The sequence below is a fragment of the Micromonospora sp. NPDC047187 genome, from assembly GCF_040643355.1.
In the GTDB taxonomy this organism is placed as follows: domain Bacteria; phylum Actinomycetota; class Actinomycetes; order Mycobacteriales; family Micromonosporaceae; genus Micromonospora; species Micromonospora salmantinae.
In genome coordinates, this window is the sequence record NZ_JBEYUF010000030.1 from 41223 (window position 1) to 54830 (window position 13608).

Sequence of the window (13608 nt, forward strand, 5' to 3'; positions counted from 1 at the left end):
CCGGTGGCGACGACGAGAGGATCGGCATGGGATACGCGGTGGTGCTCGGCGAAGCGCTCGTCGACCTGCTCGACAGCGAACTCGACGGGGAGCGGGTCTACCGGCAGGCCATCGGCGGCGGGCCACTGAACGTCGCCGTCGGGGTGGCCCGACTCGGCGGTGCGGCACAGTTCGTCGGCTCGCTCGGTGACGACGCGCTGGGCGGCCGGATCCGCGCCTTCCTCACCGCTGCCGACGTCGGGGTGGCCGGTGCGATCACGGTCCCGGCGCCGACCACGCTCGCTGTGGTCACGTACGCCGGGCCGGAGCCGGACTTCCGTTTCTACGGCGAGCCGGCCTCCTACGGACTGTTCGGCCCCGACGATCTGGACCTGGCGTTGCTGGAGGGCGCCGACGTGCTCTACTGCGGCTCGATCGTGCTGCTCCGACCCGACACGCTGGCCGCCGCCCGCCGGGCCTGGTCGCTCGCCACCGGCCTGCGGGTCTTCGACCCGAACGTACGCCCCCGGCTGCTGAACGGGCCGGCCGCGCTGGAAGGGCTGCGCGAGGTGGTGGCCGAGTTCGCCGCCGGCGCGCACCTGGTCAAGCTGAGCGCCGCCGACGCGGTGCTGCTCTATCCCGGTGAGCCGGTCGAGGGGGTGGCGGCGTACCTGCGTGAGTTGGGGGCGGCCACTGTGGTGGTGACGCTCGGCGCGGCCGGTGCGGTGTTGGCCGCCGCCGACGCCGACCCGGTCCGGGTGCCGGCCCCCAAGGTCGACGCGATCGACGCCACCGGCGCGGGCGACTCCGTGATGGCAGCGCTGATCGCCGACCTGCTCGTCGACGGCGAGCCGGAGGGCCCGTCGGGCTGGGTCGACCGCGTCGCCTTCGCGCTGCGGGTTGCCGGCCTGGTCTGCGAATCCCCGGGCGGCGCCACCGCCATGCCCACCCGCACCGCCGTCCAAAACCGCTTCAACACCTAACCCCCCCGCCCCCGCCCCCGCTCCCCACCCCCGCCCTCGGCGCCGATCTTGCAGTTTCGGTCGACGTTTGGTCCGCTTTGCTCCTCTTTGGCACCGCAGAAAGTGCAAGATCGCGGCGGGGGTGCGGCGGGGGTGGGGTGGGGTGGGGGTCGCGTGTGGGTTGACCTGGGGGTTTTGTGAGCGTTAACATCGACGATGCACGATGGAAACGTGAGTGCCGTCGGGGAGGCTCTGATGCGGGTGGTTCTGGTACCTCTGGCGTTCCGCCGCGTCGCGGCAGTACTGGTCGTGCTTCTCGTGGCTGCCGGGATGGTCGTCGCCGACCCGCCGCAGCGGGCGGTCGCGTGGGACAACGGGGTGGCCGACACCCCGCCGATGGGGTGGAACAGCTACGACTCGTTCAACTGGAGCGTCACCGAGGCCGACGTCCGGGCCAACGCCGACTACATGGGCACCAACCTGCGGCAGTTCGGCTGGGAGTACGTGGTGATCGACTGGGCCTGGTACTACCCCGGTCGGCACAACAACAGCCCCAACCAGGACGCGAACCTGCAACCCCGGCTCCGGATGGACGCCAACGGACGGCTGCTGCCGGACACCACCAGGTTCCCCTCCGCCGCCGGTGAGAACGGGTTCAAGCCGCTCGCCGACTACGTCCACGCGAAGGGGCTGAAGTTCGGCGTCCACCTGATGCGAGGCATTCCCCGCCAGGCGGTCGCCGACAACGTCCCGATCCTCGGCACCACCTGCCGCGCCAACCAGATCAACAACACCACCACCGCGAACTGGCTCAACCTGATGTGGGGCCTGAACATGTCCAACCCCTGCGCCCAGACCTACCTGGACTCGATGTTCCAGTTGCTGGCGTCCTGGGGGGTCGACTACGTGAAGGTGGACGACATCGCCGCCCCGACGTACCGGCAGTCGGAGGTCGAGGGATACCGACTGGCCATCCAGCGCAGCGGCCGCCCGATGGTGCTGAGCCTGTCACCCGGCCCGACCTCGCTGGCCAGCGGCGCACACGTCCAGGCCAACGCGCACATGTGGCGGATCGTCAACGATCTGTGGGACAACTGGTCGTCGGTGGACGCGCTCTTCGACCAACTGCGCAACTGGACCCCGTACCGCGCCACCGGCGCCTGGCCCGACGCCGACATGATCCCCATCGGCCGGCTCTCCAAGTACGGGCCGGTCGGCTCGCCGCGGTACTCCAACCTGACCCCCGACGAGCAGCGCAGCCTGATGTCGCTCTGGGCGATCAACCGGGCGCCGCTGATGTGGGGCGGCAACCTGGTCGAGAACCGCGCCGCGGAGTTGGCGCTGATGACCAACGCCGCGGTCATCGGGGTCAACCAAAACAGCACCAACAACCGTCAGCTCTACGGCGGCAGCCGGCAGGTGTGGATCGCCGACGTGCCGGGCAGCAACGATCGGTACGTCGCCCTGTTCAACCGGGACGGCAGCGCGGCGCAGGTGTCGGTGAACCTCGCCGACCTCGGGATCGGGTCGGCCGCCGTGACCGACCTGTGGTCCGGCGCGGCCCTCGGCACGGTGACCGGCACCCTCACCCGGTCGCTCCCGGCCCACGGAGCGGGGCTGTACCGGCTGACCCCGGACACCACGGTGCCGGTGCCGAGCACGTACACCCTCGCCGCGCGGCACAGCGGCAAGCTGCTGGACGTCTACAACAACGCGACCACCGACGGCGCGGAGATGGTGCAGTGGGCCGCGAACGGTCAGCCCAACCAGCGGTGGCGCTTCCAGGACGCGGGTGGCGGTTACCAGACGGTGGTCAGCGTGCACAGCGGCAAGTGCCTCGACGTGTACGGCGGCGCGACCGCTACCGCCGACGGGGTCCGCGTGATCCAGTGGAGCTGCAACGGCGGCACCAACCAGCAGTGGCGCGTACAGGATCTCGGCTCGGGGTACGTGCAGCTCGTCGCCCGGCACAGCGGCAAGTGCCTGGAGGTGCTCAACGCCGCCACCACCGACGGTGCCCGCCTGGCGCAGTGGACGTGTGGCACCGGTACCCACCAGCAGTGGAGGCGTACCCAGGTGTAGCCGCGCTGGGTGGGTCAGGCCGTGCCGGTCAGTTCCAGGTAGCCGCGGTGGGCCGCGACCAGGGCCGGGCGGGCCCCGAAGGGGGCCTCGGCGGCCACCCGCTCCGGCGGGGCGCTGCCGGTGTGCGCGGCCCGGATCAGCCAGGCCAGCTTCGCCAGCTCCGCGTGCTGGGCCCGGACGAAGTCGACGTCCACCAGGTCGCCGTGGCCCGGGATCACCACAGTGCGCGCGGTGGTGAGTCGCAGCAGGTCCGCGACCGCGTCCGGCCACTGCAAGGGGTACGAGTCCTCGAAGGCTGGCGGGCCGCTCTGCTCCACCAGGTCTCCGACCACCAACACGTCGGCGTCCGGCACGTGCACCACCAGGTCGGCCTCGGTGTGCCCCCGCCCCGGGTGGCGCAGCAGCACCCGTCGACCGCCCAGGTCGAGGACAGTCTCGACGTGCACTGTGTGCGTCGGGGCGAGCAGCGGGGTGTCGGCCAGCTCGGCGGCGAGCGCCGGGTGCTCCGTGCGCAACTCCTCGTACGCCTCCCGGCGCAGCCGCTCCGGCTCTTCGCGCAGGGCGGTGGCGGCCAGTTCGTGCGCGTACACCGGGCGGGGTGGGTCGCCGGCCAGGACGGCGTTGCCGAAGCAGTGGTCGTAGTGGTGGTGGGTGTTGACCAGCGTCAACGGACGGTCGGTGACCGCCCGGACTGCCGCGGCCAGCTCGGTGGCCTGGGCGGCCGAGGAGAGCGTGTCCACCAGTAGCGCCTCGTCGTCGCCGACGACCAGTGTGACGTTGACCCGCAGCAGCGGTTCGGCCAGCACGTGCACCCGGTCGGCGACCTCGACGAAACCGCCGTTCACGACGCCCGCCCAGCCCGTTCGACGAAGCGTCCCCGGTCGACCAGGATCCGGTCCACCCGGCCCCGGGCCACCGTCTGGTCGCCGTCGCTGACAGTGACCTCGAACGACAGCCGGCGACCGTCGACGGTCGCCAGCAGCGCCTGCGCGCGGACCGTCCGGCCGACCACTGTCGGCGCGAGGTGCTCCAACTCGACCCGGGTGCCTACTGTCGTCGTACCGGGCGGCATCCCGGTCGCCGTCGCCGCGACGGTGGCCGCCTCAGCCAGCGCCAGCACCCGGGGAGTGCCCAGCACCGGTACGTCCCCGGAACCGACCGCCTGGGCGGTGTCCGCGTCGGTGACGGTCAACTCGACCTGGGCGGTCAGACCCGGCGCGAAGGCCGGCTCGGGCTGCTCCTGCATGGTCGTCAGCCTAGGTGCTCGCCGGACGCGTCGAACACGCGCCCGACGATCCGGGCGCCACCACCCCCGACGGCCAACGGGTGGTCCCCGTCGGTCGATGCCGTACCCGTCGTTAACCTTGACCCCGATGGCCGTCGTGACTGACCCCCAGCCCCCCGCCCGGACCGACCCGCCCGCGTCCCCGGACGGGGGTCGTCGGCGCGTCGTCGCCATGACCGTCTGGGCGGTCGCCTTCGTCGCCGCGTGGCTGGCCATCGGGCTGCCCACCGACCCGGCGTACGCCTTCGTCTGGATCTGGCTGGCGACCATCGCATGGAACAGCGAACGGCCGTGGCGTAGCCACCTGCGCTTCGCCCGGGACTGGGTGCCGGTGGTGCTGCTGTTCGTGATCTACAACCTCTCGCGCGGGTTCGCCGACAACGGGGCCACGCCGCACGCGATGGAGCTGATCGTCGCCGACCAGTTCATGTTCGGCTGGGCCACCGGCGGTGAGGTGCCCACCGTCTGGTTGCAGCAGCACTTCTACCACCCGCAGGTGCACTGGTGGGATGTCGCGGCGAGTTGGGTGTACTTCTCCCACTTCGTGGTGGCGCTTGCCGCCGCCGCGGTGCTCTGGCTGCGCGACCGGCACCGCTGGGCCGCGTACATGAGGCGGTGGGGTTTCCTCTGCGCGGCCGGCCTGGTCACCTACTTCATCTACCCGGCCGCCCCGCCCTGGTGGGCGGCGCAGAACGGCCTGCTCACCGAGGTCGCCCGGATCTCGACCCGGGGTTGGAAGGCGTTCGGCATGCACGGTGCCGGAAACGTCCTCAACGCCGGTCAGATCGCCTCCAACCCGGTCGCCGCGATGCCGTCGCTGCACACCGCGTGGGCGTTGTTCGTGGTGTTGTTCTTCCTGACCGCCACCCGTCGTCGCTGGTGGCCGCTGCTGCTCGCGTACCCGCTGGCGATGACCTTCACCCTGGTCTACTCGGGTGAGCACTACGTGATCGACGTGCTGGTCGGCTGGGCCTACGTGGGTCTGACCTTCCTGGTGGTCGGTCTGGCGGAGCGCGGCTGGACGGCGTGGCGGGCCCGCCACCCGAGCGCCAAGGCGGCACGGCCCACGGAGCAGCCCGCCGACCCCACGGACCCCACCGATCCCCCGCCCGGCCAACCCGAGCCCCCAACGCCACGGGAACCAGACACCACCACCCACCCCGCAGTCCCCGCCGACCACTAACCCCCCGGCCCGGGCCCGGACGGGGTGGGGGTGGGGTGGGGTGGGGGTCAGGGTTGGGTGCGGGCTTGGTGGGCTCTTGTGGTCAGGTCGGCTGCCAGGGCCCAGGCCTCTGCCAGGTCGCGGTCCTGGGCGGTGGCGCCGGAGCCGCCCGCGGTGTCCGCGTGGACGGTGGCCAAGCCGAGACGGCGCTGGATGGGCCCCTGGACCACTCGCACGCTCTGGATCCGGGCGTACGGCACGATCACCAACTGTCGGGTGAGCCGTCCGGACCGGGTGGCGAACACCCGCTCGAACAGGCCCGCGCCGAACGCGGCACGGCCCAGCGGGTGCAGCCAACGGGTCCGGCGCGGCGGCGGGCTCAGCGTGAGCGCGTCGAGGCGTACCCCCGGAAGCACCTCGGCGACGATCATCGTCGCCGTCGGCAGGTCGCCGACCGGCAGCAGCCGGTCGGGCCGGTTGCGGTCGTCGGCCTCCGCGACGGAGTAACCGGCCACCTCCAGCCGCAACCGCAGCCAGCCCTTCATCCGCCACAGCAACGGCCAGGTGGCCCGCACGGTCTGCACCCGCTCCAGCGGCACGGTCTGCGCCCGCGTCTCCAGCAGGCCGTTGTGCACCCGCAGCGTGGCGCCGTCGCGGGCCAGCCGGAAGTTCCAGTCGTCGAGGACCCGGCGGATCGGTTGCAGCAGCACACCCGCCATCGCGGTCAGGGTGCTCGCCACCGCGACGAACGACCACGAACCCGCGGTGAGGAACTGCACCACGACGAAGGCCACACCGAACGGGAGCAGGAACGCCTGCGGGGTGAGCAGTTGGCTGATCAGCAGGTTCTGGTTGCGTACCGCGTGCAGTGGCCGGCCCGGTACGGCCGCCGGTGGCGCCGTCGCACCCGGGGCCACCGGGGCCGCCGCGTCGCCGGGCGCGGGCTGCTGCGCCACCCGCCCGGCCAGCGCCAGCAGACGCTCGCGCAGCAGCGCCGCGTCGGCCACCCCGAGGTACGCCAGTGGCGCCTCGGCCTTGCCTCCGCCGACCACTTCCAGGCGCAGCTCGGCCAGGCCGGTGAGCTGGGCGAGCAGCGGTCGGACCACTTCCACGGCCTGCAACCGTTCCAACGGGATGGCCCGGGTACGCCGCCAGAGCAGCCCCTCGTACACCCGTAGTTCCCGGCCGACGACGTGGTAGCCGGTGTTGTACCAGCTGATCACCGACAGCACTGTCGCGCCGAGCGCCAGCACCGCCACCATGGCGGCGAACCAGCCGAATCCCACGCGCGAGAGCGTCGACCAGGACAGCCCGGCGATCACCACGACCAGGGACTTGGCGCCGTGCAGCACCGGGCTGAGCGGGTGCAGTCGCTGCCGGGGTTCGCCCTCGCCGCCGCCCGGTGGTGCCGGCCACGGCGCGGGCGTGCCGGGCGGCACCGGCCCGTCAGGTGCCGCGCCAGTTGGCACCGGCCCAGGCGGTGCCGCGCCAGCGGGTGCCGCGCCAGCGGGCAGCACCGGCCCCGGTGGCGTCGGGCCGGTGGGCGGCACGGTGCTCGGCTCGGCTGGCCCGTCGCTCATCGGAGCGGCCCTCGGCGCGGTCGGCGGCTGCGCGCGCGGGTGCTCACAGCCCCTCCGCCCGGTCCTCGCCGAGCGCTGTGAGTCGATCGCGCAGCCGGGAAGCCTCCGCCGGACGCAGTCCGGGCACCCGGGCGTCGCTCGCGGCCGCCGCGGTGTGCAACTGCACTGTGGCCAGGTCGAAGGCGCGCTCCAACGGCCCGGCGCTCACGTCGACGAACTGCATCCGCGAGTACGGCACGATGGAGAGTCGACGGACCAGCAACCCGTGCCGGACCAGCAGGTCGTTCTCCCGCTCGGCATACCCCCAGGCCCGGACCGCGCGGACGATCGCGACGGCCCGCCACGCGCCGAACACCAGCACGACGGCCACGGCGAGCCCGAACAACGAGTGACCGCTGAGCGCCCAGCCGACCCCGGTCACCGCCAGCCCGATGGCGACCACGATCGCCAGCCGGATCAGCTCCACCCAGATCAGATCGGTGGAGATCGGCTGCCAGTTGACAGTGTCCGGCCAGGGCTCCAGTGGACCCCGACCACCCGGCGCAGCCGTCAGCAGCGCGCCGGGCTCGGGCGGCAGGAGGCCGGGGGGCGGTAGGTCGGGAGCGCGCTGGTCGGCGGCGGGTGCCGGCCGGTGACCGGGCGGCAGCGCGCCCGGTGGCAGCGGGGCGGGCGTCGAGGCGTCCGGCGCGGTGGGCTCCGGGCCGAGCGTGCCGGGTGCCGGAAACGCGCCGGGCGGCGGGTCGACGCCGGGTGGTGCGGTGGCCGGGGTGGGCGGCCAGGACGGGGAGGTGGGGCCGGGGGAAGCCGGAGGGTCGCCGCTCACAGGTCGAGCGTAGGCGATCCGGGCACCGGAGTGACGGCACGCAGGAAGCCTCGAGCGTCGAGGAAGTCACCGAGGCTGCCCCGGTGCGCGGCGCAGGCCAGCCAGGTCTTGCGCCGATCGGCGTCGTGCAGACGGGGATTGTTCCACTCCAGCACCCAGACGGCGGCGGACCGGCAGCCCCGGGCCGAACAGACCAGGGCCTCGTCGGCGGGGGAGGGGATGCTCATCCCGGCCAGTCTAGGGCGGCGGGACGGAGAGCTTGAGCGCCGGGCGACCACGGGGGGAGTCGCCCGGCGACGGGGTGAATCGTACACGCGGCGGGCCGGTCCGTGCACACCCTCGATGCGTGATTCGGCCGCCGGGGACGGCGCGGTCAAAATCGGCTTCTCCCCACCTCGACACTCAGCAAGGCGTGCGAGTCTTGATACCGCACGAGCCGCGACGACCGACAAACGCTGTGGAGGACCGGTGGCCCAGCCGACCATGCCCGACGCCCCGACGCCGAACGGAGCGGCACCCGCCCCGGTGACCACACCCGCGCAGGACGCCACCCTGCTGGAGAAGGGCCTGTTCGAGATCAAACGTGTGATCGTCGGGCAGGACCGGATGGTGGAGCGGATGTTCGTCGCGCTACTCGCCCGCGGTCACTGCCTGCTCGAAGGCGTGCCCGGGGTGGCCAAGACCCTGGCGGTGGAGACCCTCGCCAAGGTCGTCGGTGGGTCCTTCGCCCGGGTCCAGTTCACTCCGGACCTGGTGCCCGCCGACATCATGGGCACCCGGATCTACCGGCAGTCGAGCGAGAAGTTCGACGTCGAGCTGGGCCCGGTCTTCGTCAACTTCCTGCTCGCCGACGAGATCAACCGGGCGCCGGCGAAGGTGCAGTCCGCGCTGCTGGAGGTCATGAGCGAGCGGCAGGTGTCCATCGGTGGGGAAAGCCACCGGGTGCCGGACCCGTTCCTGGTGATGGCCACCCAGAACCCGATCGAGCAGGAGGGCGTCTACCCGCTGCCGGAGGCGCAGCGGGACCGGTTCCTCATGAAGATCGTGGTGGGCTACCCGACCGACGCCGAGGAACGGGAGATCGTCTACCGGATGGGCGTGACCGCGCCCGAGCCGACCGCGGTGTTCGACACCCCGGAGCTGATCGCCCTGCAACGCAAGGCGGACCAGGTCTTCGTCCACAACGCCCTGGTCGACTACGCGGTGCGGTTGGTGCTGGCCACCCGGGCCCCGGCCGAGCACGGCATGCCCGACGTCGCGCAACTGATCCAGTACGGGGCCAGCCCGCGCGCCTCGCTGGGTCTGGTCCGGGCCACCCGCGCCCTGGCGCTGCTGCGCGGGCGTGACTACGCGCTGCCGCAGGACGTGCAGGACATCGCGCCCGACATCCTTCGGCACCGGTTGGTGCTCAGCTACGACGCGCTCGCCGACGACGTACCCGCCGACCACATCGTGCAGCGGGTGATGTCGACGATCCCGCTCCCGGCGGTCGCTCCCCGGCAGCAGGCCACCCCGCCGTCGATCGCGCCGCCGCCGGGCGCTGGCTGGCCCGGGCAGCGCCCGTGACCTCACCCACCCCTCGTCCGGCTCCCCTCGCCGACCGTAGCGAGGCCGTGCTGTCCCGGCTTCAGCTGCTCGTCACCCGCAAGCTCGACGGTCTGCTCCAGGGCGACTACGCCGGCCTGCTGCCCGGACCGGGCAGTGAGGCGGGAGAGTCCCGGGAGTACCGCCCCGGCGACGACGTGCGCCGGATGGACTGGCCGGTCACGGCCCGGACCACCACACCGCACGTGCGGCGTACGGTCGCCGACCGGGAGTTGGAGACCTGGCTCGCGCTGGACCTCTCCGCCAGCCTGGACTTCGGGACAGGTCAGTGGCTCAAACGGGAGGTGGTGGTGGCCGCCGCGGCCGCCATCACCCACCTGACCGTGCGCGGGGGTAACCGGATCGGCGCCGTGATCGGCACCGGCGGCGGGGCGTCCGCCCCGGCCCGACGCTGGCGGGGCGGACCACCGCCGGCCGGGCCCGGGGTGCTCACCCGGCTGCCGGCGCGCTCCGGGCGCAAGGAGGCGCAGGGCCTGCTGCGTGCCGTCGCCGGCACCGCCATCCAGCCCGGCCGTGGTGATCTGGGCGCCCTGATCGAGATGCTCAACCGTCCGCCCCGCCGTCGCGGGGTGGCAGTGGTGGTCTCGGACTTCCTCGCGCCCGCCGAGCAGTGGGCGCGGCCGATGCGCAAGCTGCGCGTCCGCCACGACGTGCTGGCGATCGAGGTGGTCGACCCGCGTGAGCTGGAGCTGCCTGACGTGGGAGTGTTGCCGGTGGTCGACCCGGAGAGCGGCGAGCTGCACGAGGTGCAGACCGCCGACCCGCGGCTGCGGCAGCGCTACGCCGAGGCCGCCACCGCCCAACGGGCCACCATCGCCGCCGCCCTGCGCGGCGCCGGCGCGGCCCACCTGCGTCTGCGTACCGACCGAGACTGGCTGCTGGACATGGTGCGATTCGTGGCCGCGCAGCGGCACGCGCGTACCAGGGGGACGACACGATGATCCGTTTTCTGCAACCGTGGTGGCTGCTGGCTGTGCTGCCGGTCTTCGCCCTCGCCGCGTTCTACGTCTGGCGGCAGTTGCACCGCCGGGCGTACGCGATGCGGTTCACCAATGTGGACCTGCTGCGTACTGTCGCGCCGAAGGGCCTGGGCTGGCGTCGGCACGTCCCGGCGACCGCGTTCCTGCTCTGCCTGCTGGTGCTGGCCACCGCGCTGGCCCGTCCCGCCGTGGACACCAAGGAGCCGCTGGAGCGGGCCACAGTGATGCTCGCCATCGACGTGTCGTTGTCGATGCAGGCCGACGACGTGGCGCCGAACCGGCTGGAGGCGGCCCAGGAGGCGGCCAAGCAGTTCGTCAGTGAGCTGCCGGAGAGCTACAACCTGGGCCTCGTGTCGTTCGCCAAGGCGGCCAACGTGCTGGTGCCGCCGGGCAAGGACCGGGACGCGGTGACCAGTGCCATCGACGGGCTGGTGCTGGCCGAGGCGACAGCGACCGGCGAGGCGGTGTTCACCTGCCTGGAGGCGATCCGGTCGGTGCCGACCGACGGCGCGGCGGGCATTCCGCCGGCACGGATCGTGCTGCTCTCCGACGGTTTCCGGACCTCCGGTCGGGCGGTGGAGGAGGCGGCGGCAGCCGCGCAGGCCGCGAACGTTCCGGTCTCCACCATCGCCTTCGGCACCGACACCGGGCAGGTCGACATCGGCGGGCAGTTGCAGCGGGTGCCGGTGGACCGGATGGCCCTCGCCGAGCTGGCCGAGACCACCGAGGGTTACTTCTACGAGGCGGCCTCGGTGAGCGAGTTGAAGCAGGTCTACCAGGACATGGGCAGCTCGATCGGGTTCCGCACCGAGCCGCGTGAGGTGACCCAGTGGTACGCCGGGGTGGCGTTGCTGCTGGCGCTCTGTGCGGGAGCGTTCAGTCTGCTCTGGTCGTCCCGGATGCTCTGAAGCCGGCTCAGGGTTTCATCAATGGGTCCAAGGCCAGGCGGGCGGGCAGGCTGAGCGCGGCGCGGGCCAGGACGGGTGGCGTGGGCCGGCGGGTAACCAGGTGAAGTATGAGCCGACCCGCCACCGCTACGGCCCCGACCCGTTCCTGCGGTTCGGCGTAGGCGAGGCCCATTCCCCGGGGCAGGACGACCGGGCACCGCAGCAGACGGCCCATTCGTACGGCTGTTTCGGCGGTGGCTGCCGCGCGTGGTCGAGCACCCAGTTCGGAGAGCCGCCGGTGCAGCGCAGCCGTGGACAGGTCGTAGGTGTACGCGATGACGTCGAGTCCGGCGAACGGCCGACGTCCGGCATGGAGCGTCACGTCCGGCGGGGTGAGTACGGCCAGCCTGTCGGCGCCGATGGGCAGCGCGCTCACGGTGCCGGGCAGCCGCATCTGATTGGCGATCGCGACGAAGGCCGCATCCAGTGAGCCCTCGCCGACCCAGTCGACCAGTCGGTCGCCATGGTCGGTGACCTGGTGCACGTTTCTTCCGGCCAGCAACTCCTCCAGCGCCGGAAACAGCCAGGGGGCGAGGCTGCCGAAGGTGCCGATCGTGAGCGTCCCGGTGTGCGCTGCCACCCGGGTGCGATCGAAGATCTCTGCCAGATGGGCGAGGACGTGTGCCGCCTCTGCCGCGAGGGCCCTGCCGGCCGGGGTGGGCCGCGCCCCGGTGGTGTCCCGATCAAAGAGCCGTTCGCCGATCCGCCGTTCCAGCGCCGCCAGCCGGTTGCTGGCGGCCGGCTGGCTGATCAGCAGTTCCCGCCCCGCCGCTCCGAGCGAGCCGTGTCGAGCGAGCGCCTCGACGAGCCGAAGGTCCTCGACCGATGGCGATGAGTTCATAAGCCAAGGTTATGAGCTACTCCGCCGATCCGCGATCTACCCGACGGTGCCAGGCAAGATCAGGATTGGTTCCATGACCGCTCGACGTGACATCGCCGTCATGCTGACGACGACATTCCTGACCTGGATGGGGCAGCGTACGACAGCCCTCGCGCTGCCCCTCGTAGCGCTCGCCGAGACCGACTCCACCTGGGCCACCGGGCTGGTCGGCGGGGCGGTCGGGTTACCCATGCTCACCTCGGCCTGGTGGGCTCGCCGCATCCGGCAGCGGCTCACCACCGGCCGGGCGCTGGCCGGCGTGCTCGCCGTCCAGGTGATCGGGCTGTTGGTAGTGCCTGTCGGCGCCGTGCTCGGCACCGTCGGCCCGATCCACCTGATCGCCGCGGGCCTGATCACCGGCTGTGGCACCGCGCTCAGCGGCCCGGCCCAGCGGGCGTTGCTCGCCGACATCTGCGACGGACTGGGCACCGAACTCGCCGCCCGGATGCTCGCCTGGCAGGACTTCGCCCATCGCGCCACTATGATCCTGGCACCGCCGCTGGCCGGCTGGGCGATCACGCTTGACGGTCCGTTCCGGCTGCTCTGGGCCGAGGCGCTCGGCGTCGGGATTGGTGTGGTCGCGCTGCTGACCGTACGGGGCCGCGCCCCCGTCGCCCCGGGTGGGGCAACGGGCGACGCTCCTGCCCTGCGACACGTCCTGTCCCGACATCCCGATGTGCGTCGCGCTGTGGTCATGGGTGGGGTCGGAGGGCTCGCCTGGTTCGCCTTCACGCTCGGCCTGGCGATCCTCGGCGCCGAGACAGGTCGGCCGGGCCTACTCATCGCGGCCGGTATGACCGGGTACGGTGCGGGCTCCGTCGTCGGCGCACTGCTCGCGCCGATGCTCGTACCCCGGCTGCCGCCACTGGCGACCATCGCCGCCGGTTGGGTCGTTCTCGGTGCGACCTTCATGGTTCTGCCGCTGTTCACCGCGTCGCTGGCGTCGATCGCCTACCTGGCGGCGGTCGGCGGCTTCGCCATGCCTCTCGGTATCGCGGCGGTGAACCGGTTGATCAGTGTCCGCACCGACGGCGCGGAACGACGAGCGGCCTTCGCCGCAGAGAGCTTGGTGCACGACGGGGCTGTGTCGCTCGGCCTGCTCGCCGGCGGAACGATCATCGGCCTGCTCGGCACGGGAACAACGCTGGTCGTCGCTGGCGTCGCGCAGATCGGCGTCGCGCTCCTCGCCGGGCCCTGGCGGATTCCCGCACCGTTACGGGTCAGCCGAGCAGGCGCCCGCGGCGACGGGACACCTCCTGCCACGATTCGCCCCAGGTGGGCAATCGCGCGCAGGAGTCGTGGGTGAGCAGGCGGTCCAGATAC

The 13608-nt window shown here is 72.4% G+C and carries 13 protein-coding genes; 7 read left to right on the forward strand and 6 right to left on the reverse strand.

The genetic code is table 11. The features are described from left to right. The first annotated feature begins 26 nt into the window (after positions 1-26). The gene (locus tag ABZ794_RS30120; RefSeq protein ID WP_357518746.1) at positions 27-962 is read left to right on the forward strand and encodes a carbohydrate kinase; all 936 of its coding nucleotides are present in this window, start codon (positions 27-29) and stop codon (positions 960-962) included. Positions 963-1196: 234 nt separating this feature from the next. Further along, on the forward strand, positions 1197-3023 hold the full coding sequence (locus ABZ794_RS30125) for an alpha-galactosidase (RefSeq protein WP_357518748.1): 1827 nt from the start codon (positions 1197-1199) through the stop codon (positions 3021-3023). A 14-nt stretch (positions 3024-3037) separates the two neighbouring features. On the opposite strand, the gene ABZ794_RS30130 is transcribed toward ABZ794_RS30125, so the two are convergent. Together ABZ794_RS30130 and ABZ794_RS30135 are read right to left on the reverse strand one after the other, a co-directional pair. Next, positions 3038-3868, reverse strand: coding sequence for an MBL fold metallo-hydrolase (locus tag ABZ794_RS30130; protein WP_210786377.1), 831 nt, complete (start codon positions 3866-3868; stop codon positions 3038-3040). Continuing rightward, positions 3865-4269 carry a hotdog domain-containing protein gene (locus ABZ794_RS30135; protein WP_210786378.1) on the reverse strand — a complete coding sequence of 135 codons (405 nt, stop codon included), beginning with the start codon at positions 4267-4269 and terminating at the stop codon, positions 3865-3867. The genes ABZ794_RS30130 and ABZ794_RS30135 overlap by 4 nt, the downstream gene beginning before the upstream one ends. A 127-nt stretch (positions 4270-4396) precedes the next feature. Here ABZ794_RS30135 and ABZ794_RS30140 point away from each other — a divergent pair, with 127 nt between their 5' ends. Further along, entirely contained in the window at positions 4397-5491 is a 1095-nt protein-coding gene (locus tag ABZ794_RS30140; protein ID WP_282102933.1) for a phosphatase PAP2 family protein, read from the forward strand. Positions 5492-5538: 47 nt separating this feature from the next. Here ABZ794_RS30140 and ABZ794_RS30145 read toward each other — a convergent pair whose 3' ends face one another. The 3 genes from ABZ794_RS30145 to ABZ794_RS30155 all read right to left on the reverse strand — a co-directional run bounded on the left by ABZ794_RS30145 (position 5539) and on the right by ABZ794_RS30155 (position 8100). Further along, positions 5539-7050 carry a PH domain-containing protein gene (locus tag ABZ794_RS30145; protein WP_247670212.1) on the reverse strand — a complete coding sequence of 504 codons (1512 nt, stop codon included), beginning with the start codon at positions 7048-7050 and terminating at the stop codon, positions 5539-5541. Between the two features lie 43 nt (positions 7051-7093). Next, entirely contained in the window at positions 7094-7627 is a 534-nt protein-coding gene (locus ABZ794_RS30150; RefSeq protein ID WP_210786396.1) for a PH domain-containing protein, read from the reverse strand. 242 nt (positions 7628-7869) lie between these two features. Beyond that, positions 7870-8100, reverse strand: a complete 231-nt coding sequence (locus ABZ794_RS30155; RefSeq protein WP_210786379.1) for a hypothetical protein — start codon at positions 8098-8100, stop codon at positions 7870-7872. Between the two features lie 241 nt (positions 8101-8341). On the opposite strand from ABZ794_RS30155, the gene ABZ794_RS30160 reads away from it, so the two are divergent. Genes ABZ794_RS30160 through ABZ794_RS30170 form a run of 3 tightly spaced genes read left to right on the forward strand, consistent with a single transcriptional unit; the run spans position 8342 to position 11366 of the window. Beyond that, the gene (locus tag ABZ794_RS30160) at positions 8342-9439 is read left to right on the forward strand and encodes a MoxR family ATPase (RefSeq protein ID WP_210786380.1); all 1098 of its coding nucleotides are present in this window, start codon (positions 8342-8344) and stop codon (positions 9437-9439) included. Then, complete coding sequence (locus ABZ794_RS30165; protein WP_210786397.1) at positions 9418-10419, forward strand: DUF58 domain-containing protein; 1002 nt, start codon at positions 9418-9420, stop codon at positions 10417-10419. Before ABZ794_RS30160 ends, ABZ794_RS30165 begins: the two co-directional genes overlap by 22 nt. Beyond that, positions 10416-11366 carry a VWA domain-containing protein gene (locus ABZ794_RS30170; RefSeq protein WP_112619645.1) on the forward strand — a complete coding sequence of 317 codons (951 nt, stop codon included), beginning with the start codon at positions 10416-10418 and terminating at the stop codon, positions 11364-11366. The genes ABZ794_RS30165 and ABZ794_RS30170 overlap by 4 nt, the downstream gene beginning before the upstream one ends. Before the next feature lie 7 nt (positions 11367-11373). Here ABZ794_RS30170 and ABZ794_RS30175 read toward each other — a convergent pair whose 3' ends face one another. Further along, positions 11374-12246, reverse strand: coding sequence for a LysR family transcriptional regulator (locus ABZ794_RS30175; protein WP_210786381.1), 873 nt, complete (start codon positions 12244-12246; stop codon positions 11374-11376). Between the two features lie 73 nt (positions 12247-12319). Here ABZ794_RS30175 and ABZ794_RS30180 point away from each other — a divergent pair, with 73 nt between their 5' ends. Next, on the forward strand, positions 12320-13591 hold the full coding sequence (locus ABZ794_RS30180) for an MFS transporter (RefSeq protein ID WP_238688207.1): 1272 nt from the start codon (positions 12320-12322) through the stop codon (positions 13589-13591). The last annotated feature ends 17 nt before the right edge of the window (positions 13592-13608 follow it).